The sequence below is a fragment of the Azospirillum formosense genome (genome assembly GCF_040500525.1).
GTDB lineage: Bacteria > Pseudomonadota > Alphaproteobacteria > Azospirillales > Azospirillaceae > Azospirillum > Azospirillum formosense_A.
This window is the reverse complement of the sequence record NZ_CP159402.1, coordinates 202,381-222,872: the sequence shown is the minus strand read 5'-3', so window position 1 is coordinate 222,872 and position 20,492 is coordinate 202,381. Positions and strand designations below refer to the sequence as shown.

12 protein-coding genes and 1 tRNA gene are annotated in these 20,492 nt (G+C 69.4%); 10 read left to right on the top strand and 3 right to left on the bottom strand.

The window, feature by feature from the left end; translation table 11 throughout:
* The first annotated feature begins 45 nt into the window (after positions 1-45).
* The 5 genes from ABVN73_RS01025 (at position 46) to ABVN73_RS01005 (ending at position 5,885) form a co-directional block, all read left to right on the top strand.
* Positions 46-120, top strand: a tRNA-Gly gene (locus ABVN73_RS01025).
* A 684-nt stretch (positions 121-804) separates the two neighbouring features.
* On the top strand, positions 805-1,482 hold the full coding sequence (locus ABVN73_RS01020; protein ID WP_353858544.1) for an RraA family protein: 678 nt from the start codon (positions 805-807) through the stop codon (positions 1,480-1,482).
* A gap of 79 nt (positions 1,483-1,561) precedes the next feature.
* Positions 1,562-2,491 carry an AEC family transporter gene (locus tag ABVN73_RS01015; protein ID WP_353858543.1) on the top strand — a complete coding sequence of 310 codons (930 nt, stop codon included), beginning with the start codon at positions 1,562-1,564 and terminating at the stop codon, positions 2,489-2,491.
* 545 nt (positions 2,492-3,036) lie between these two features.
* Positions 3,037-4,020 (top strand): tripartite tricarboxylate transporter substrate binding protein, encoded by a 984-nt coding sequence (locus ABVN73_RS01010; RefSeq protein ID WP_353858542.1) that lies wholly within the window; start codon positions 3,037-3,039, stop codon positions 4,018-4,020.
* Between the two features lie 167 nt (positions 4,021-4,187).
* Positions 4,188-5,885, top strand: a complete 1,698-nt coding sequence (locus ABVN73_RS01005; RefSeq protein ID WP_353858541.1) for a methyl-accepting chemotaxis protein — start codon at positions 4,188-4,190, stop codon at positions 5,883-5,885.
* Positions 5,886-5,968: 83 nt separating this feature from the next.
* On the opposite strand, the gene ABVN73_RS01000 is transcribed toward ABVN73_RS01005, so the two are convergent.
* Both ABVN73_RS01000 and ABVN73_RS00995 read right to left on the bottom strand, forming a co-directional pair.
* Positions 5,969-6,940, bottom strand: a complete 972-nt coding sequence (locus ABVN73_RS01000; RefSeq protein WP_353858540.1) for a tripartite tricarboxylate transporter substrate binding protein — start codon at positions 6,938-6,940, stop codon at positions 5,969-5,971.
* 380 nt (positions 6,941-7,320) lie between these two features.
* The gene (locus ABVN73_RS00995; RefSeq protein ID WP_353858539.1) at positions 7,321-8,988 is read right to left on the bottom strand and encodes a DUF3369 domain-containing protein; all 1,668 of its coding nucleotides are present in this window, start codon (positions 8,986-8,988) and stop codon (positions 7,321-7,323) included.
* 219 nt (positions 8,989-9,207) lie between these two features.
* Between ABVN73_RS00995 and ABVN73_RS00990 the strand changes: the two genes are divergently transcribed.
* The 5 genes from ABVN73_RS00990 to ABVN73_RS00970 all read left to right on the top strand — a co-directional run bounded on the left by ABVN73_RS00990 (position 9,208) and on the right by ABVN73_RS00970 (position 18,682).
* On the top strand, positions 9,208-14,064 hold the full coding sequence (locus ABVN73_RS00990; RefSeq protein ID WP_353858538.1) for an NAD-glutamate dehydrogenase: 4,857 nt from the start codon (positions 9,208-9,210) through the stop codon (positions 14,062-14,064).
* A 128-nt stretch (positions 14,065-14,192) separates the two neighbouring features.
* Positions 14,193-15,827 (top strand): tetratricopeptide repeat protein, encoded by a 1,635-nt coding sequence (locus ABVN73_RS00985; RefSeq protein WP_353858537.1) that lies wholly within the window; start codon positions 14,193-14,195, stop codon positions 15,825-15,827.
* Between the two features lie 128 nt (positions 15,828-15,955).
* Positions 15,956-16,960: a hypothetical protein gene (locus ABVN73_RS00980; protein ID WP_353858536.1), complete on the top strand. Its 1,005-nt coding sequence runs from the start codon at positions 15,956-15,958 to the stop codon at positions 16,958-16,960.
* Between the two features lie 78 nt (positions 16,961-17,038).
* On the top strand, positions 17,039-18,349 hold the full coding sequence (locus ABVN73_RS00975) for an MFS transporter (RefSeq protein ID WP_353858535.1): 1,311 nt from the start codon (positions 17,039-17,041) through the stop codon (positions 18,347-18,349).
* An 81-nt stretch (positions 18,350-18,430) separates the two neighbouring features.
* A complete protein-coding gene (locus ABVN73_RS00970; RefSeq protein ID WP_353858534.1) occupies positions 18,431-18,682 on the top strand; it encodes a hypothetical protein in 252 nt (83 codons plus the stop codon).
* A gap of 121 nt (positions 18,683-18,803) precedes the next feature.
* Here the strand turns inward: ABVN73_RS00970 and purH are convergent, their stop codons facing one another.
* On the bottom strand, positions 18,804-20,408 hold the full coding sequence (gene purH, locus ABVN73_RS00965; protein ID WP_353858533.1) for a bifunctional phosphoribosylaminoimidazolecarboxamide formyltransferase/IMP cyclohydrolase: 1,605 nt from the start codon (positions 20,406-20,408) through the stop codon (positions 18,804-18,806).
* Positions 20,409-20,492 lie beyond the last annotated feature (84 nt).

Below are 20,492 nucleotides of genomic sequence, written 5' to 3'. Positions count from 1 at the left end.
CCGGACGGCACCGACACACGGGTCCGAACGGCAGCGAAACGGAGCGCGGGCGTAGCTCAGGGGTAGAGCACAACCTTGCCAAGGTTGGGGTCGAGGGTTCGAATCCCTTCGCCCGCTCCATTCTCCCGACGGAGGCGGTGGTCCTTCGGAGGGAAACAGGACGGTTGATGGAAAGGCTGGACCTTCGGGTGCCGGCCTTTTTCGTTTTTCCCTCCGGGCCGCTCCCCTTGCCCGCGCGTTGCGATTCCGCAGCCGACGCCCGGGCTTCCAAAGCCGAGTCTGCGCCGCGGCACGCCGCCGGCGGCAACCGATGCCCTGGCCATCGACGCTCCCACCCCCGTCCCAACGCAGCCATACAGGGCGGGCGGAGCCAGAAACCGCAACCTCAAGGCGTCAAAGACCAGAAACAGCATGCCTTCGTAGGTCATTCCTTGCGCACATACCCCATATGATAACGTGAATTAATTTACGCCTTGGCAACCTACTTGCGTATGACCGTCCGAAAGACTATGCTTCAAATGCGAAACAAATAGAACTTCTATCCGATTAGGGTTGTATGCACCATGGATGGTCCGGTGGCGTCGGACGGGCCGAGCCCGTGATTTTCCCGGACAGGACGCTCCTGTCCGGTCGGCGTCCGCCGCTTCGGCAACACCGGCCCTCCCCCGCCTGATCGTCACCGGCTCCGCTGCCGTCGCGCTGCGACCGGCGGTGCCGCTGGTCGCGCTTCCAAGCCCTGCTTCGTACAGCCCAGACGATAAGCCAGCCCAGACGGCAACCCATCCAGACGACGAGGTCCCTCCCATGGCCATGCAACGCTACATCGTGAATTTTCCGCGCCTGTCCCCGGACATGCTGGAGATTTGGAAGACGGTCCCCAGCAGCATCGCGTCCGACGTGCAGAACCGCTGCCAGAGCATGGACGCCCGGATCAAGCCCTGCGCCCCGGGGATGCGCATCTGCGGGCAGGCCCGCACCGCCGTGTCGATGCCGGGCGACAACAGCATGCTGCTGACCGCCTGCAGCCTGGCCGAGCCGGGCGAGGTGGTGGTGGTCGCCGGCGCCGGCCTGGAGGAGGTGGCGCTGGCCGGCGAATGGGTGGTCCGCGGCTGCAAGTCGCGCGGCCTGGGCGGTCTGGTGATCGACGGCTCCGTCCGCGACCTCCAGGAAATCCGGACCATCGGCTTCCCGGTCTTCGCCAAGGGCTCGGTGCCGCGCGGCCCGCACAAGGCCTTCGGCGGCAAGATGGACGTTCCGGCCGGCGTCGGCGGCATGGTGGTCAACCCGGGCGACCTGATCATCGGCGACGACGACGGCGTGACCGTGGTGCCGCTGGCCGTGATGGACGAGGTGCTGCGCCGCTGCCTGGAGCTGATGGCCAAGGAGAAGGTGTGGTCGCAGCAGCTCGACGCCGGCAAGTCGCTGATGGAGGTGCTGGGGGTGCCGGAGCCGGAAATCGTCGAGACGCCCAGCCTGCGCTGACCCCCGGCCTTCGCCGGACCACGCGCGCCGGCGAACCGCACAGCCCTTCGAGCCGCCCCAACGACCGGTTTCCGTCGCCATGACGCTGATCTTTCAAATCGTGCTGCCGATGTTCGTCCTGGTCGCGCTCGGCTTCTACGCCGGTAAATCGGGCAATTTCAGCAACACGGCGGCTCAGGGGCTGTCGCGCTTTCTCGGCATCTACGCCCTGCCGGCGCTGCTGTTCGCGGCGATGGCCAAGGCGAAGATCCCCGATCCCATCGAATGGGGCTTCGTGGCGTCCTTCTTCGTCGCGGCCTTCATCATCTTCGCGCTGGGCGCCGCCTGGATGCTGTCCATCCGGCGGCGGGACGAGGCGGCGATCGGTGGCTTCGCCCCCTCCTTCTCCTCCATCGGCCTGCTCGGCGCGCCGATCCTGATGGACGCCTACGGATCGTCGGTGGCCATCCCGGTGATGCTGCTGATCCTGTTCCAGTCGCCGCTGCTCTTCACCACGGCGACGATGATCGCCGAGGCGCAGCGGACGGCGGGCGGGCGGCCGGTCGCCGCCGCGGTCAACGCCGTCAAGGCAACCCTGCTCAGCCCGATGATCCTGTCGATCGTCGTCGGCATGGGCTTCAACCTGAGCGGCGTCCATGTGCCGGACGCGGTCATGAAGGCGGCGGACTACGCCGCGGCCACCGTCCTGCCCTGCGCCTGCTTCACGCTGGGCACCTCCCTGTCCTTCGGGAGGCTGTCCGGCAAGTTCGGCCAGGCGCTGGTCCTGGCGGTGATGAAGACGGTCCTGCACCCGCTGCTGACCTGGGTGCTGGCGGTGGAGGTGTTCCACCTGCCGCCGGACTGGCTGGCCCCGGCCGTGACCGCGGCGGCGCTGCCCATCGGCGTCAACGTCTACGCCTTCGCCGAGCGCTACCAGACGGGGCGGGAGCTGGTGTCCATGTCGCTCCTGCTGTCCACCCTGATGTCGCCGATCTCGATTTCCGTCGCCTTCATGGTGGCGATGGGCTGACTCGGTCATTTCGCCGCAGGGCTGTTTCATTATGCGTCCATTTGACGCTTCCCTTCCGATCCCGGTCGCGCCGAAGTCCGCAGAGCCGGGCCAAACGGACGGCATTATCCGAAAATCACCGAAACTTCGGAGAAATCGCAGCGGCCATCACGATTGATGCACGAACAACTACGTTGTATCTTCCACCACGAGGCGACAAAAACGCCTCGCTGGATCGATTTGATGGCGTTTTGTCTATGAACCGCTCCTTTGTCCGAGACTCACGATCGGAGCCCGCCGCAGCGCCGGCGAAGGGATCGGTCATCCGCGATAAAAGACATACTGAAGTATGCGCCCCTCTCGTCGCAGGACGAGACGGGATTTCGTGTCGTTTTTGACCGACAAGCTTCGATGACGACAAATACCCGCCGATCCATCTTTACGAGAATTTCAGGAAAGGAGTTCCAGCCTGTGTCCGCATCGGGACGGGCGGGAACTCCCGGGACCCCACCGCGCCCGCGGGCAAGGGGGACTTCCGCAATACCGCAGGAAAGAAGGGCATCCAGATGATCATTCGCAGCAAGTTCCTGGCGCTGGCGACCGGGACCCTGGCGCTGGCCATGTCGACGACCGCTCTGTCGACGGCCCGGGCCGCCTATCCGGAGAAGCCGATCACCGTGGTCGTCGCCTACGACGCCGGCGGGTCGACCGACGTGACCGCGCGCCTGCTGGCTCCCTTCATCGAGAAGCATCTGGGCGGCGCCCGGATCGAAGTGGTGAACAAGCCTGGCGCCGGCGGCGAGATCGGCTTCGCGGCCATCGCCGACGCCGCGCCCGACGGCTATTCCATCGGCTTCTGCAACACGCCGAACATGGTGTCGATCCCGATCGAGCGTCAGGCCCGCTTCTCGGCGGACCGGCTGGACCCGCTGGTCAACGTCGTCGACGATCCCGGCGTGTGGAGCGTTCCCGGCGACAGCGCCTTCAAGACGCTGAAGGACGTCGTGGAGCACGCCAAGGCCAACCCGAACACCGTCACCGTCGGCACCACCGGCGTGGGCTCGGACGACCAGCTCGCCATGCTGCTGGTGCAGCGCCAGGCGGGCGTGCAGTTCACCCATGTGCCCTTCTCCGGCTCCGCCGCCAACTACAAGGCGATGCTCGCCAAGAAGATCCAGATCAGCGGCCAGAATCTCGGCGAAGGGCTGCGCGGCCAGGCCTCCGACCAGATCCGCGTGCTCGGCGTGATGAGCAAGGAGCGCTGGAAGGCCGCCCCGGACATCCCGACCTTCGCCGAGCAGGGCTACCCGGTGCTGATGGCCTCGCTGCGCGGCGTCTGCGCGCCGAAGGGCCTGCCCGCCGATGTCCGCGCCAAGCTGGTGGACGCCGTCACCAAGGCCGCGACCGATCCGGAGTTCATCGCGAAGGCCGAGGCCAAGGAAACCTTCCAGCCGCTGCGCGTCCTCAGCCCCGACGCCTTCGCGGCGGAGCTGAAGCAGCTCGACACCGAGCTGAAGTCTCTGTGGCAGTCGTCGCCCTGGCTGAAGTGATCCGGGGCTGAAGCGACCCGGGCGGATTGGTCCGTCCGGGTGCCGCCCATCCCCGAAACCGCCCGCCGCCGGCCGCCGGCCGGTGCCGGGTGCGGTTCCAGCCCCCATGACCATCCGGCTGACCATCCGGCGCCAACGGACCGGCCAATGGCTGAAGCAGGTGCTCCATGACTTTCCTCAATCACCTCCACATTCCCACCAAAATGGGAATCCCGGCGGCGACAGCGATCCTGGGCATGCTTGCCATCGCGTTGCTCGGCGGCTCCGCCATCACGGAACAGTCACGCCTGCTGGACACGCTGTTCAACCGCTCCTTCACGCGGGAAGCGGATGTCCAGGCGTTGACCGACACGCTGACCGTCGCCCACGCCGGCCTCTACCGGACGGTGATCCTCAGCACCGCCAACGCCTCCCCCAAGGCGGTCGAGGATGAGGCGAAGGCCCTGACCGAACAGCTCTCCAAGCTGAAGGTCCAGGCGGACAAGATGAAGGGCCAGTCGGCCGCGACCGAGGAGGAGGGGCAGATCCTCCAGCGCTTCGGTTCCGACACCGCCGCCTACCAGGCGAAGGTGACCAGCTTCCTCGACCTGCTGAAGATGGGCGTCGATCCGCTCGACTTCCTGCAGGAGGTCCAGGCGGCCTACGGGCGCCTGAACGGCACCTCGCGCGATTACCTGACCTACCAGCGTCAGCAATCGGCCGACGCCTACGCCAACGTGAACGCGTCGGTCGACGCGACCACCCAGGCCTTCATCGCCTCGGCGATCGTCGCCCTGCTGATCACGGTGGGCGTGGCGCTGTTCATCGGCTTCAACATCGCCCGCCCGGTGGTCCGCCTGACCACGGTGATGGAACGGCTCGCCCAGGGCCGGCTGGAGGACGAGGTGCCCGCCGCCGAGCGCGGCGACGAGATCGGCCAGATGGCCCGCACCGTCCGCGTCTTCAAGGAGAACGCGCTGCGCGTCCAGGAGATGGCCCGCGAGCAGGAGGCCATGCGCACCCGCGCCACCGAGGAGCAGCGCCGGGCCATGAACAGCCTCGCCGCCGACCTGGAGGCGTCCGTCAAGGCGATGATGGGCGAGGTGGTGCGCTCCGCCAACTCCATGCGCGGCGAAGCCAACGTCATGCTGGAGAACGCCCGTCAGACCAGCCACCACAGCGACTCGGTCGCCCACGCCGTGCAGGAGGCGACCAGCGAGGTGGAGAGCGTCGCCGCCGGGGCCGAGCAGCTCCGCGCCTCCATCGACGAGATCACCCGCTCCATCACCCAGTCGACCCAGCTCGCCCGCGGCGCGGTGGACGAGGCCGGGCGGACCGACTCCATCGTCCAGGGCCTCAGCGAGGCCAGCCGGAAGATCGAGGAGGTGGTGGGCCTCATCAACAACATCGCCGGCCAGACCAACCTGCTGGCGCTGAACGCCACCATCGAGGCGGCCCGCGCGGGCGAGGCCGGCAAGGGCTTCGCCGTGGTGGCGCAGGAGGTCAAGAGCCTCGCCAACCAGACCGCCAAGGCGACCGACGAGATCGGCGCGGAGATCGCGGCGGTGCAGGCGGCGACCACCGCGGCGGTCAACGCCATCCGCGCCATCGTCAACACCATCCGGCAGGTGGACGAATCGCTCAGCACCGTCGCCGCGGCGGTGGAGGAGCAGGACGCCGCCACCCGCGACATCAGCGAGCGCTCGCAGCGCGCCGCCACCGACACGGTGGCCGTGCTCCAGGAGATGCGGCTGGTGCAGCAGGCGGCGGAAACCACCGGCCATTCCGCCGGCGCCGTCCAGACCACGACGGAGGAGCTGTCGCGCAGCTTCAACCGGCTGGACAACGAGATCGAAGCCTTTATCACCCGCATCACCGCGGCCTGACCCGCACCGCCCATCAAAAAGGCCCCTCTTCCCTGTGGAGGAGGGGCCTTTTCCATGCGGCCTGTCCCGTCCGCCTCACCCGGTCATTTCAACCAGGGGAACTCGCGCCAGAGGTTGCGGAAGTCGCCGTCCAGCTCCTTCAGCTCCGCGGCGAAGGCCTCGGAGTCGAGAATGCGCAGCGGCTGGTAGGTGTCGCGGGCCTTGCTCTGGAAGTCCGGGTCGTTGGCGGCCTTGGTCACCGCATCGACCAGCTTGGCGCGGATCTCCGGCGGCAGGCCCTTCGGCGCGCCGATGCCGCGCAGCGACGCCATGGTGATGTTGTAGCCCAGTTCCTTGAAGGTCGGCAGGTCGGGCGCCATGTCCCAGCGCTGCGTGCTCATCACGCCGAGGATGCGGATGTTGTCGCCGCCGGCCTTGCCGCGCAGACCCTCGCCGAGATTCTGGCCGCAGATCTGGGTGTGGCGGCCGAGCATGGAACGGTAGTTCTCCGCGCTGCCCGGAAAGGGCACATGGGTGAAGCGGACGTTGGCCTGCCGCTGGAGCAGCAGCATGGCCAGATGGTCGTCCGACCCGACGCCGGTGGAGCCCAGCGTGATGGTGTTCGGGTTGGCCTTGGCCTGGGCGACCAGATCCCCCACCGTCTTGTAGGGGCTGTCGCCGTGGACCGTCATGATCCCCGGGTCGTCGACGACGTTGACCAGCGGGTCCAGCCGGTCGAGCGTGAAGCGGGCATTGCGCTCGATCGGGATGGTGACGACGTTCGGCGTGTTGATGAAGCCGATGGTGTAGCCGTCCGGCGTGGCGTCGGCGATGGCCGCGAAGCCGATCTCCCCCCCGGCGCCGCCGCGGTTCATCACCACGATCCGCGCGCCGCCGCCCAGATATTTCTCGATGAAGGGCGCCAGCATGCGCGCGGTCACGTCGGTCGATCCGCCCGCCCCGTAGGCGACGATCATGGTGATCGGCTTCTCCGGATAGGCGGCCTGGGCCGCCGTCGCGCCCAGCAACAGGGCACAGGAGGTCAGCAGGCTGGAAATGAAACGTCTGGCTTTCATGGTCGGCTCCGCCAAATGCTGCCGCAGGATCACCACAGCGGAGCACCGCAACGAAGCGCGGCTGTGGGATCGGTTGCACAACTCATAGTAACACTATTTTTTGTACACCATATTATTTATGGCGCAACCCCGATGAGAGGGGCGGACACAGCGTCGCACCGCTCGGCATCAGCGGAAGACGCGGACGAAACGGCCTTTCCACTTGGGAATGGCCATTCCATCCAACGCGCATCAAACGCGGACGGCAAGGGCCGCGACGGCGGACCCGCAGGCCCATGCCGGCGAAGGCAAGCGGCCGGATGTCCGCGCCCGCCGTCTGTGGGCCCAGCGTGCATTCCAAAGCGTGCATCCCGATGTGTCGGGATGCGCGCCCGGCAGCATCAGTTGATCGGCTCGGCGCGGTTGCCGAACAGGGCGCGCAGCTTGCGCCCGATGGCCGCCACCAGCAGGCCCTGGTTGCCGCCCTCCGGCTTGGGGAACCAGTCCGGCTCCTCGGCCTGGATGCGGCGGACCACCGTCAGGAACGCCTCGACCACCAGCGGGTCGAAGTCCTTGCCCGCCCGCTCGGCGATCCAGGCGATGGCGTGCTCCACGCCCCAGGCCTTGCGGTACTGGCGGTCGGTGATGAGGGCGTCGAACACGTCGGCCACCGCCATGATCCGCGCCGACACCGGGATGGCGCCGCCGCGCAGCCCTTCCATGTAGCCCGACCCGTCGTAGCGCTCGTGGTGGTAGCGGGCGATCTCCGCGGCGATGGACAGCAGGCTGCGCCCGCGCAGGGGCAGCGCCGCCTCGCTGAGGATGCGGTGGCCGATCAGGGTGTGGCGCTGGATGGCGGCCATGTCGTTGTTGGCCAGCTCGCCGGGGATGCCCAGCGTCTCGTCCGACACGCTCAGCATGCCGACGTCGTGCAGCAGGGCGGCGAGCCCGACCTTCTCCACCAGCTCCTCGTCCAGCTCGTCGGCGAAGCGGCCGTGGACGCGCAGCTCGCGCGCGATGTCGCCGACCAGCCGCTCGATGCGCTGGAGATGGCCGGCGGCGGCGTTGTCCTTGTATTCGGCGAGCGATCCCATGGCCAGCACGGTGGCCTTCTGGGCGGTGTTCAGCTCCTCGAACAGCAGGGCGTTCTCGAAGGCGATGGAGCATTTGTTGCGGAACAGCTCCAGCAGCTGCCACTCGCGCGCGGTGCCCTCGTTGTTGTGGCCCTCGACGTAGATCATGCCGATGATCCCGCCATGGGCGCGCAGCCGCAGGGCGCAGTAGCCCGGCTCCACGATGGTCTCGGAACTCGGGCTCAGCCGTTCCAGCGCGGCGGCCACGTTGGGCTCGCCCAGCTCGGCGACGTCCACGTCCTTCCATTTGGCGAAGCGCCCGGTGGAGGCGCGCACGCGGATGCGGCGGTCGCGCGGCAGCGTGTCGCCCTGGATGCACAGCAGGGCGTGCCGCCCGATGCCCAGCAGCCCGACGACGCGCGGCAGGATGTTCGGGAACAGCACGTCCGGGGTGCGCATCTCCAGCAGGCCGGTGGTCGCCACCAGCATGCGGGCCAGCGCCTTGCGCCCGGCCGCCTGGGTCTGCAGGTTGGTGAAGGCGCGCAGCCTCGGGACGACCGCGGTGCGCAGCGTGCGCGCCGTCAGCCCGTCCTTCAGGCGGTAGTCGCTGACGTCGTGGGCCTCCACCACCTCCTCCTCCGGCGCCCGCTCGGGATGGGCGGTGCAGACCAGGATGCGGACGCGGCTGTTCCCAAGATCCTTGCGGATGTGGTCGATGAGGCCGAGCCCTTCCGGCACCCCATCCGCCGCGGGGTCCAGCACCGGCTCCAGCAGGACGGCGGCGGTGCCGGGGTTGCGGTACAGCGCCTCGCGCGCCTCGGCGGCGGTGGCGGCGGTCAGCACCGTCACCGGCGCCCCGTCCAGCGCGAAGCCGTCGAGCGCGGCGCGCGTCAGCCCGGCCAGCGCCGGGTCGGGATCGACCACGAGGACGTGCAGGCGGGGCTTGGCGGGCGGAACCGGGGTGGCCTCCGGCGGGCGGGCGTCGTCGCTGGGCATGATCGTCTCGATGGTTGCGCTCAGGAGGCGCGACGATGCGAAAAATACGCCCACTTCCGGACTCATTCAACTTTCATCGGTTCGGACACAAAGGGCCGCTCCGTAATAACCGCCTCTTCCGGTTACGCCCCTCCGCCTGTTGCCTGTCGCGGCAAATCGGCTACCCTCTGCCTACAACGGCGGCAAACCGCCGCAAAAAATCAGGGAAGGATTGGAGCGATGGCTCTCAGGGCCGAACAGCTCAAGGACGAGCTGACCGAAGAGGTCGTGCGGCAGGTTCGCGAGCGGCTGGGCCGCAGCCGCGCGGCACCGGCGGAGCGCTTCGTACGGCAGTTCTACGACAACGTCCCGCCCGACGACATCATCCAGGCTCCGGCCGAGCAGCTCTACGGCGCCGCGCTCGCCATGTGGCAATGGGGCCAGCAGCGCGAGGCGACCGACCGCGCCAAGGTCCGCGTCTACAACCCCCGCGTCGAGGAGCATGGCTGGCAGTCCCACCGCACGGTGGTGGAGATCGTCAACGACGACATGCCCTTCCTCGTCGACTCGGTGACCGCGGAGCTGAACCGCCAGGGGCTGACCGTCCATCTGGTCATCCACCCCGTGGTGCGGGTCAAGCGCGACGCCGACGGCCAGCTCGCCGAGCTGTACGAGCCGGCGGCGGCCCCCACCGACGCCGCCCCCGAATCCTTCATGCATGTCGAGGTCGGCGCGGTCACCGGCGCCGCGGCGCTCGACCAGGCCCGCGAGGGGCTGGAGCGCGTGCTGGCCGACGTGCGCGCCGCCGTCGCCGACTGGCGGGCCATGCGCCAGCAGGTGCGCGCCGCCATCGCCGAGGCCGACTGCGCCCGTGCCGCCGTCCCGGCCATCATCCCCGACGACGAGGTGGACGAGGCCAAGGCCTTCCTATCCTGGGCGGACGACGACCATTTCACCTTCCTCGGCTACCGCGAATACCGCTTCGAGAGCGGCGCCGACGGCGCGGACTCCTCGCTGGGGCTGGTCGCCGGCAGCGGTCTGGGCATCCTGCGCGACGACTCGGTCACCGTCTTCGACGGGCTGCGCAACTACGCCACCCTGCCGCCCGACGTGCGCGACTTCCTGCGCAACCCGCGCGTCCTGATGGTGACCAAGGGCAACCGCCCCTCCCCCGTGCACCGCGCGGTGCCGATGGACGCCTTCCTCATCAAGCGCTTCGACGCCGAGGGGCGGATCATCGGCGAGCGGCTGGTCGCCGGCCTCTTCACCTCGGTCGCCTACAACCGCAGCCCGCGCGAGATCCCCTATCTCCGCCGCAAGGTCGCGGAGGTGATGGAGCTGGCCGGCTTCGACCCGCAGGGCCATGACGGCAAGGCGCTGCTGCACATCCTGGAGACCTACCCGCGCGACGAGCTGTTCCAGATCCAGGTTCCGGAGCTGCTCGACATCGCGGTCGGCATCCTGCACCTGCAGGAACGGCAGCGGCTGGCCCTGTTCGTGCGCAAGGACCCGTTCGAGCGCTTCGCCTCCTGCCTCGTCTACGTGCCGCGCGACCGCTACGACACCACGCTGCGCCGGCGCATCCAGTCCATCCTGGAGGCCGCCTACGACGGCACCTGCACCGGCTTCACCACGCAGCTGACCGAAAGCGTGCTGGCCCGCCTGCATTTCATCATCAAGACCGAGCCGGGCCGCGTGCCCGCCGTCGACGCCGCCGATCTGGAGGCGCGGCTGGTCCAGGCGGCGCGCGGCTGGGACGACCATCTGCGCGACGCGCTGGTCGAGGCCCACGGCGAGGAGCAGGGGCGCACCCTGTTCCGCCGCTACGCCGACGCCTTCCCCACCGCCTACCGCGAGGAGTTCAACGCGGAGGCCGCCGTCTTCGACATCGAGCGGATCGAGAAGGCGACGGCCCAGGGCACGCTGGGCATCAACCTCTACCGCCCGCTGGAGGCCGAAGGGGACGAGCTGCACGTCAAGATCTACCACGAAGGCCGCCCGGTGCCGCTGTCCGACGTGCTTCCCATGCTGGAGCACATGGACCTGAAGGTGATCACCGAGGCGCCCTTCGAGATCGCCATCGCCGGCCACGCCGCCCCGGTGTGGATCCACGACTTCACCGCGCGCTCGCAGAACGGGCTGCCTATCGATTGCGCGATGGTCAAGGAGAAGTTCCAGGACGCCTTCGCCGCCGTCTGGGACGGCCGGATGGAGGATGACGGCTTCAACCGCCTCGTGCTCCGCGCCGGCCTGACCGCGCGGGAGGTGACGGTGCTGCGCGCCTACGCCAAGTATCTGCGCCAGGCCCGCATCCCCTACGGGCAGGACGTGGTGGAAAGCACGCTGGCCGGCCATCCGGCCATCGCGCGCAAGCTGGTCGCCCTGTTCCACAGCCGCTTCGACCCGGCCCGCCGCCCGCAGAACGATCCGGGGCTGGCGGCCGAGATCGAGCGCGCCCTCGACGGGGTGAGGAACCTGGACGAGGACCGCATCCTGCGGCGCTTCCTCAACCTGCTGTGCAACACGCTGCGCACCAACGCCTACCAGAACGGTGCGGACGGGCGGCCCAAGACCTACATCTCCTTCAAGATCGACAGCCGCAACATCGACGACCTGCCGCTTCCCCGCCCGATGGTCGAGGTGTTCGTCTACAGCCCGCGGATGGAGGGCGTCCATCTGCGCGGCGGCAAGGTGGCGCGCGGCGGCATCCGCTGGTCCGACCGGCGCGAGGATTTCCGCACGGAGATTCTCGGGCTGATGAAGGCGCAAATGGTCAAGAACACCGTCATCGTGCCGGTCGGCTCCAAGGGCGGCTTCGTGGTGAAGCGGCCGCCCCCGCCGTCCGCCGGGCGCGAGGCGGCGCTGGCCGAAGGCATCGAGTGCTACAAGACGCTGATGCGCGGCCTGCTGGACATCACCGACAACCTGGACGCCCAGGGCGCGGTGGTGCCGCCGCCCGAGGTGGTCCGCCACGACGGGAACGATCCCTATCTGGTGGTCGCCGCCGACAAGGGCACGGCCACCTTCTCCGACATCGCCAACGCGGTGTCGGTGGACCACGGCTTCTGGCTGGGCGACGCCTTCGCGTCGGGCGGCTCCGCCGGCTACGACCACAAGAAGATGGGCATCACCGCCCGCGGCGCCTGGGAGTCGGTGAAGCGCCATTTCCGCGAGCTGGGGCACGACACCCAGACGCAGGACTTCACCGTCGTCGGCGTCGGCGACATGTCGGGCGACGTGTTCGGCAACGGCATGCTGCTGTCGAAGCACATCCGCCTGCTCGCCGCCTTCGACCACCGGCACATCTTCGTCGATCCCGACCCCGACGCCGCGCGGAGCTGGGAGGAGCGGCAGCGCCTGTTCGACCTGCCGCGCTCCTCCTGGGCGGACTACGACGAGTCGCTGCTGTCCGCGGGCGGCCGCGTCTTCGACCGCTCGGCCAAGTCGCTGGAGCTGACGCCGGAGATCCGCCAGCGCTTCGGCATCGCCAAGGACCACATCACCCCGCTGGAGCTGATGCAGACCCTGCTGAAGGCCGAGGTGGACCTGCTGTGGTTCGGCGGCATCGGCACCTACCTGAAGGCGGCGGAGGAGACCAACGCCGAGGTCGGCGACAAGGCCAACGACGCGCTGCGCATCGACGGGCGCGACGTGCGGGCCAAGGTCATCGGCGAAGGCGCCAACCTGGGCGTCACCCAGCGCGGCCGCATCGAGGCGGCGCAGCACGGGGTGCGGCTGAACACCGACGCCATCGACAATTCGGCGGGCGTCGACACCTCCGACCATGAGGTGAACATCAAGATCCTGCTGAACGACGTGGTCGTCCGCGGCGACATGACCGTGAAGCAGCGCGACCAGCTGCTCGCCGCCATGACCGACGAGGTGGCCGGTCTGGTGCTGGCCGACAACTATCTGCAGAGCCAGGCGCTGACCGTCGCCCGCGCCCAGGGGCCCGACGCGCTGGAGGCGCAGGCCCGGCTGATCCGCTCGCTGGAGAAGGCGGGCCGGCTGAACCGCGCCATCGAGTATCTGCCCGACGAGGAGGAGCTGTCCGCCCGCATGGCCAACCGCGAGGGGCTGACCCGGCCCGAGCTGGCGGTGCTGCTGGCCTACGCCAAGATCACGCTCTACGACGATCTGCTGGCGTCGGACCTGCCGGACGACCCCTTCATGGCCGACGACCTCACCCGCTACTTCCCCAAGCCGCTGCGCAAGGCCCACGCGGAGGCGGTGGGGCGGCACCGGCTGCGGCGGGAGATCATCGCGACCAGCGTCACCAACAGCCTCGTCAACCGCACCGGCCCGACCTTCGTCAAGGAGATGATGGAGAAGACGGGCATGGGGCCGGCGGACGTGGCCCGCGCCTACACCATCGTGCGGGATGCCTTCGGCCTGCGCTCGCTGTGGACGGGGATCGAGGACCTCGACACCGTCGTCCCGGCCGCGCTCCAGACCAGCATGATCCTGGAGACGGTCCGCCACATGGAGCGGGCCGCCGCCTGGTTCCTGGCGAGCTGCCAGCAGCCGCTGGACATCGCCCGCGAGACGGAGGCCTTCCGGCCCGGCATCGAGACGCTCCTGGCCGGTCTGGACAACGTGCTGGACGCCGAGGAGACGGCCCGCCTGACCGCCCGCGTCGCCTCCTACCAGGAGCAGGGCGTCCCCGCCGAGCTGGCCCGCCGCATGGCGGCCCTGCCCGTGCTGGCCGCCGCCCCCGACCTCGTCCGCATCGCCGGGCGCACCGGGCGCGGGGTCGCGGACGTCGCCGCGGTCTATTTCATGCTGGGCCGCCGCTTCGGCCTGGAGTGGCTGCGCGACAAGGCCGCCGCGGCGAAGGCGGAGAACCATTGGCAGAAGCAGGCGGTGGCCGCCCTGGTGGACGACCTGTTCGCCCACCAGACCGTGCTGACCACCCGCGTCCTGGAGTCGGTGGACCAGCTTCCCGCGGAAGCCCCCGTGGAGGCCTGGATCGCCAACCGCCGCCCGGTGGTGGAGCGGGTGGAGCAGCTGCTGTCCGAGCTGCGCACCCAGCCCAACGTCGACCTGTCGATGCTGGCGGTGGCGAACCGGCAGCTTCGCGGCCTGACGGCGGGGTAAAGGGCTTGAAAACCCCTCGTCCGGCCCCCTTCGGGCGGGTCCGGACGAGGGTTTCCCATGCGTCCGCCCCGCTTTCCGGCTATGGTGCGGCCATTCCAAGGAATGTCCGCCCAACCGGAGCCGCCGCGATGACCGACCCCCAGCCGACCCTGAACGACGCCATCCGCCTGCTGCGGACGAACGATCTGGGCGGGGCGGAGGCGGCCTGCCGGGCGATCCTGGCGACCGACCCGCACAACGCGCAGGCCCTGCACCTGCTGGGCGTCGTCGCCGCCCACACCGGCCATCCCGACGGCGCGCTCGACCTCTTCGCGCTGGCCATCGCCGAGGACGGCAAGGACCCGTCCTTCCACAACAGCCGCGGCAGCCTGCTCTTCCAGCTCGGCCGCGCCGCGGAGGCGGAGGAGGCGTTCCGCGCCGGCATCGCCCTCAACGACCGCCTGCCGGAGCTTCACGGCAACCTGGGCAACGCGCTGAAGGCGCTGGGCCGGCTGGAGGACGCCGAGGGCGCCTTCCGCGCCGCCCTGGCCCTGCGCGGCGACGCGCCGGAGATGCACAATTTCCTCGGCACCACGCTGCGCGAGCTGGGCCGGCTGGACGAGGCGGAGGCCGCCTTCCGCGCCGCCCTGGAACGGGCGCCGGAGTATCTGGAGGCCCGCTACAACCTCGCCGAGGCGCTGAGCACCCGCGGCGCCCTGGAGGAGGCGGAGGAGGCGTTCCGCGCGGTGATCGCGGCGGCGCCCCGCTTCGTCCCCGCCCATGTCGGCCTCGCCCACACGCTGCAGAGCCTGGACCGCGCCAACGAGGCGGTGGAGGCCATCGAGGCCGCCCGCGCCATCGCGCCGGACCACCCGCTGGTGCAGTTCACCCGCCGGCTGATCTATTCCAACGCCGTCCCCGGCTGGCATCTGCCGATGATCAACGACTTCGAGCGCAACGACGCCTACGAGGCGGCGCTGAAGCGCGCGGTGACCCCAGACTCGCTGGTCCTGGAGATCGGCACCGGCTCGGGCATCGTCGCCATGATGGCGGCGCGCGCCGGGGCGCGGAAGGTGGTGACCTGCGAGGTGAACCCGATCCTTGCCCGCATCGCCCGCGAGACCGTCGCCAACAACGGCTACGCCGACCGCATCGACGTGGTGCCGAAGCTGTCCACCCGCCTGTCGGTGGGCGAGGGCGGCGACCTGCCGGAGAAGGCCGACGTCTTCGTGTCGGAGCTTATCAACATCGGCATGCTGGCGCCGCGCATGCTGTCGGTGCTGCAGCACGCGCGCACCCATCTGGTGAAGCCCGGCGGCGCGATCATCCCGCGCGCCTCCACCGTCTACGCCATGCTGGTGGAGACTCCGGAGCTGGCCCGCATCAACCCGGTGAAGCGCATCGGCGGCTTCGACATGTCGACCTTCGACGTGTTCCGCTCCCCCGGCTACCAGCAGATCGACCTCGGCGCCGACACCCACACGCCGCTGTCGGCCGCCTTCACCGCGCTCGATTTCGACTTCACCCGCAACATGCCCGAGGAGGGCGGCCGCGAGATCGCCGTCGAGATCACGGCGGAGGGCACCTGCCACGGCGTCGCCTTCTGGTTCGACCTGCAGATGGACGAGGAGGTCACCTACCGGTCCGAAAGCCGGGCGCGGACGAACCACTGGAAGCAGGCGATGACCTATCTGGAGACGCCGATCCGCGTGCGCCCCGGCGACCGGCTGACCATCGTCGCCCGCTACGACAACAACCAGATTTCGTTCGGCGTGGGCGGTTGAGGCGGCACTCCTTCGCCGCAGGGGACGCGATCACCGGCTTTTGACAACCCGAACCTGAACGCTGTAGGCTTCCGTCAACGATTGGCGGCAGCGGCACGACGCCGCCTGGACGGCCGGGAGGGTCCTCGATGTCGATCACGGCGACGAACGCGCAGGCGTCCGGCTTCAGTCTCAAGGCGGCCTTGACAGTGTTGGGAACCGACAAGGGCGCCTCTGCGAAGACCGCCGCCAGCCAAGCGGCGTCGGCTTCCGGCGGTTCGGCCGTCTTCGTCACCCTGTCCGTCGAGGCCCAGGCCTTCATGGCCACCGCGACCAAGGCCGGAAAGACCGGAAACGGTGGGCCGGCCGGTCCCTACGCCGCCTATTTCCCGACGCGCGACGGCAAGCCCGCCACGGCGCTGGCGAAGGCCGTCAGCGATCCGGGGGCGGTGTCCAGTTCGGCGGGCCTGAGCGGGCCGGCCATCGCCAAGGACGCCCGCGCCCGCATGGACGCGCAGTACGAGGCCATGAAGGCGAGCGGCAAGCCCTTCGACTTCGACAGCTTCGAGGGCCGCGACTGGTACTCCCTGATGGGCGATCTCGACCGCCGCTCGCTGGAGGCGGTCCGCAGCAACGCCGGCGGCCACTTCTCCAAGCAGGAGCAGGACATCGCCCAATCGATCATGGCGCAGCAGGAGGGGCTGGCCATGGGACTCTACAGCGGCCCGATCAGCCAGGAGGCCAGCTTCACCGATCCGTTCCGCGGCGACGAGGCCGCAAGGATGAAGGCGAACCTCACCTTCCTGGACGCCGTCGGCCCCGAGGAGAAGACCTCGACCGAATGGGCGACACGCCGGGCGTCGGCGCAGGTGTCCTACGAAATCCACACGAGGGAGAAGGGCGATGAACCGGAGAAGCTCGAAAGCGACAACCCGCTCGCGACCCTGATCAAGCAGGCGATGGACCGTTCGCAGTCCGACCCGCTGCGGCACATCCCCAAGACACCGGACGAGTTGAAAACACAGGCCTGGTTCAAGGGCTTTGAACCCCAACTGGACGCCACCGTCGCCCAAAACGTGGCGCAAGGCATCGCCCAGGGCATCGCGCTGGCGAAAGCCTCCACGCCGGCGGCGGACTCCGCCAAACCGGCGTAACTCCGCCCCCGGGTTGGCATTCCGGGCCGGTTTGCCTAGAGTGGGCCATCCCGGACAACAGACGGCCGATCCTGCAGCATGCCCCACACCGCCGAGGCGCCGAGCCGCCGCGCCATCGCGTCCTGGTGCCTCTACGACTGGGCGAACTCGTCGTACAACACCATCATCACGACCTTCATCTTCTCCGTCTACTTCGCCCGCGGCGTGGTCGGGGACGAGGTGGCGGGCGCCTCGCGCTGGAGCGCCGCGCTGACCGTCGCCGGGCTGCTGATCGCCCTGCTCAGCCCCGTGCTGGGCGCGGTGGCCGACCGGACGGGGCGGCGCAAGCCGTGGATGGCGCTGTTCACCGGCCTGACCGTGGTCTTCTGCGCCGCGCTCTGGTGGGTGAAGCCCGACCCCTCCCACGCGCTGTTCGCCCTGGTCTGCGTGGTCATCGGCACCGTCGCCTTCGAGCTGGCGAACGTCTTCTACAACGCCAGCCTGACCGCGCTGGCGCCGCCGCGGATGCTCGGGCGGATTTCCGGCTGGGGCTGGGGCATCGGCTATTTCGGCGGGCTGGCCTGTCTGGTGGTCGCCCTGTTCGTCTTCGTGAAGTCGCCCACCCCGCTGTTCGGCCTGCTCGACACCGCGGAGCAGGCGCCGGTGCGCGCCACCGCCCTTCTCGCCGCCGCCTGGTACGGGCTGTTCGCCCTGCCCTTCTTCCTGTTCGTTCCGGACGCGCCGGCGACCGGCCTCGGCATCCGGCAGGCCGCGAGGGAGGGCGTGGCGACGCTGCGCCGGACGCTGACGGAAACGCGCAAGTACCGCAACACGCTGCGTTTCCTGATCGCCAGCGCGATCTACCGCGACGGCATCAACACCATCACCGCCTTCGGCGGCATCTTCGCCGCCCACGCCTTCGGCATGACGTTCGAGGAGATCCTGCTCTTCGCCATTGCGCTGAACGTGGTGGCCGGCGTCGGGGCCATCGGCTTCGCCTGGGTGGACGACCGCATGGGGGCCAAGCCGACCATCCTGGTCAGCCTGATCGGCCTGACCGCCTTCGGCGTTCCGCTGCTGCTGGCGACGGAGAAGGCGTGGTTCTGGGTGCTGGCCCTGGGGCTGGGCGCCTTCTTCGGGCCGGCGCAGGCGGCCGGGCGGTCGATGATGGCGCGGCTGGCCCCGCCGGGCATGGTGGGCGAGATGTTCGGTCTCTACAGCCTGACCGGCCGCATGGCCGGCTTCGTCGGGCCGCTCGCCTTCGGGCTGGCGACCACGCTGTTCGACAGCCAGCGGGCCGGCATGGCGAGCGTTGTGGCTTTCTTCGTGATCGGTTTTGGGCTTATGCTGACGGTTCGGGAGCCGGCACCGGGCGACGCGAATACGGTGCGACAGTCCGCCGCGGCATGACGGCGGATTCAACCGGCGGAAGCTGCTAACTTGCCTTTTGCTGCGACGCACAACGAACTTGGCGCGGAGGGCGGAACGGACATGTTGCACATCAAGGACATCGAGGCCTTCGCGCACATCAACGAGGCGCTGGCCAGCGACCACGCCGCGGCGCGTGGGGACGACGATTCGGCGGGACACCAGCCGGGGCATCACCCCGCGCTGCATCCGGCGATGCTGATCGCCATGGCGGCGACCGGGCGCCTGAAGCCGGACGACGGTGCGGACGGGAAAACGCCGCAGACCGAAGCCGCCGCCCTGCTGGCGCGGCTGATGGGGGCGCGGCGGGGGTAAAGCCCCCACCCTTCCCACGGCTTCGCCGCGGGCCCCTTCCCTCCCCCGCTTCGCAGGAGAGGGAGAATGGTCCCCTCCCCTGCGTTAGCGGGGGAGGGTCAGGGAGGGGGCAAGTGAGTCCTCAGTGCCGGAAGTGGCGCATCCCGGTCAGCACCATCGCCAGCCCCTTCTCATCGGCGGCGGCGATGACGTCGTTGTCGCGGATCGAGCCGCCCGGCTGGATCACCGCCGTCACGCCGGCTTCCGCCGCGGCCAGCAGGCCGTCCGCGAAGGGGAAGAAGGCGTCCGAGGCAACCACCGACCCCTTGGTCAGCGGCTCGCTCAGGCCGGCGGCCTTGGCGGCCTCCGCCGACTTGATGGCGGCGATGCGGGCCGAGTCGACGCGGCTCATCTGGCCGGCGCCGACGCCCACCGTGGCGCCGTTCTTCGCGTAGACGATGGCGTTCGACTTCACATGCTTGGCGACGCGGAAGGCGAAGAGCAGGTCGGCCAGCTCCTGCTCGGTCGGGGCGCGCTTGGTCACCACCTTCAGGTCACCAAGGGTGATGCGGCCGTTGTCGCGGTTCTGCAGCAGGAAGCCGCCGGAGAGCTGCTTCACCATCATCCCCGGCTCGGCCGGGTTCGGCACGTCCTTGGTCAGCAGGACGCGCAGGTTCTTCTTGGTGGCGAGCAGGGCGCGGGCCGCGTCGTCGGCGTCCGGGGCGATCACCACCTCGGCGAACAGCTTGGCGATCTCCTCCGCCGTGGCGGCGTCCAGCGGGCGGTTGACCGCGATGATGCCGCCGAAGGCGCTGACCGGGTCGCACAGCAGGGCCTGCTTGTAAGCGTCGAGCAGGTTCGTCCCCTCGGCCACGCCGCAGGGGTTGGCGTGCTTGATGATGGCGACGGCCGGGCGCTCGAACTCGGCGACCAGCTCGAAGGCGGCGTCGGTGTCGTTCAGGTTGTTGTAGGACAGCTCCTTGCCCTGGAGCTGGATCGCCGTCGCCACACCCGGACGCTGCTCGCCGGTGACGTAGAAGGCCGCCTGCTGGTGCGGGTTCTCGCCGTAGCGCAGGGTCTGGCTGAGCGTGCCCGACAGGGTGGTGCGCGGCGGGAAGGTCTCGCCGAGCTGGCCGGCCAGCCAGGAGGAGATGGCCGCGTCGTAGGAGGCCGTGCGGGCGTAGGCGCGCTGGGCCAGGGTGCGGCGGAGCTTCAGCGTGACGGCGCCGTCATGGGTCGCCAGCTCGTCCAGAACCGCCTCGTAATCCTCGGGGTCGGTGACGACGGTGACGAAGTCGTGGTTCTTGGCCGCGGCGCGGATCATCGCCGGGCCGCCGATGTCGATGTTCTCCACGCAGTTGGCGTAGTCGGCGCCCTTCGACACCGTCGCCTCGAACGGATAGAGGTTCACCACCACGAGGTCGATCGGCGGAATGTCGTGGGTGGTCATCGCCTCGGCGTGGATGTCGCGGCGGGCCAGGATGCCGCCGTGCACGCGCGGGTGCAGCGTCTTGACGCGCCCGTCCATGATCTCCGGGAAGCCGGTGTGGTCGGAGACCTCCTTCACCGGGATGCCGGCCTCGGCCAGCCGCTGGGCGGAGCCGCCGGTGGACAGGATCTCCACCCCCTTGGCCGCCAGCGCCTGGCCGAGCGCGACGAGGCCCGTCTTGTCGGACACGGAGATCAGCGCGCGCGTGATGCGGACGAGATCGGGGGCGGGCGAGTGGGCGACGTTCGGCGGGCTCATCGGGGCATCCTGGCTGTCATGGAACCGGCTGCGGCGGACCGGGCATGGGAAGACGGGGCTTGGGGAGACGGGACCCGGAAAGAC

Coding starts and splice junctions, on each gene's coding strand:
- ABVN73_RS01020 (WP_353858544.1), top strand. CDS start 805: ATGGCCATGCAACGCTACATCGTGAATTTTCCGCGCCTGTCCCCGGAC.
- ABVN73_RS01015 (WP_353858543.1), top strand. CDS start 1,562: ATGACGCTGATCTTTCAAATCGTGCTGCCGATGTTCGTCCTGGTCGCG.
- ABVN73_RS01010 (WP_353858542.1), top strand. CDS start 3,037: ATGATCATTCGCAGCAAGTTCCTGGCGCTGGCGACCGGGACCCTGGCG.
- ABVN73_RS01005 (WP_353858541.1), top strand. CDS start 4,188: ATGACTTTCCTCAATCACCTCCACATTCCCACCAAAATGGGAATCCCG.
- ABVN73_RS01000 (WP_353858540.1), bottom strand. CDS start 6,940: ATGAAAGCCAGACGTTTCATTTCCAGCCTGCTGACCTCCTGTGCCCTG.
- ABVN73_RS00995 (WP_353858539.1), bottom strand. CDS start 8,988: ATGCCCAGCGACGACGCCCGCCCGCCGGAGGCCACCCCGGTTCCGCCC.
- ABVN73_RS00990 (WP_353858538.1), top strand. CDS start 9,208: ATGGCTCTCAGGGCCGAACAGCTCAAGGACGAGCTGACCGAAGAGGTC.
- ABVN73_RS00985 (WP_353858537.1), top strand. CDS start 14,193: ATGACCGACCCCCAGCCGACCCTGAACGACGCCATCCGCCTGCTGCGG.
- ABVN73_RS00980 (WP_353858536.1), top strand. CDS start 15,956: ATGTCGATCACGGCGACGAACGCGCAGGCGTCCGGCTTCAGTCTCAAG.
- ABVN73_RS00975 (WP_353858535.1), top strand. CDS start 17,039: ATGCCCCACACCGCCGAGGCGCCGAGCCGCCGCGCCATCGCGTCCTGG.
- ABVN73_RS00970 (WP_353858534.1), top strand. CDS start 18,431: ATGTTGCACATCAAGGACATCGAGGCCTTCGCGCACATCAACGAGGCG.
- purH (WP_353858533.1), bottom strand. CDS start 20,408: ATGAGCCCGCCGAACGTCGCCCACTCGCCCGCCCCCGATCTCGTCCGC.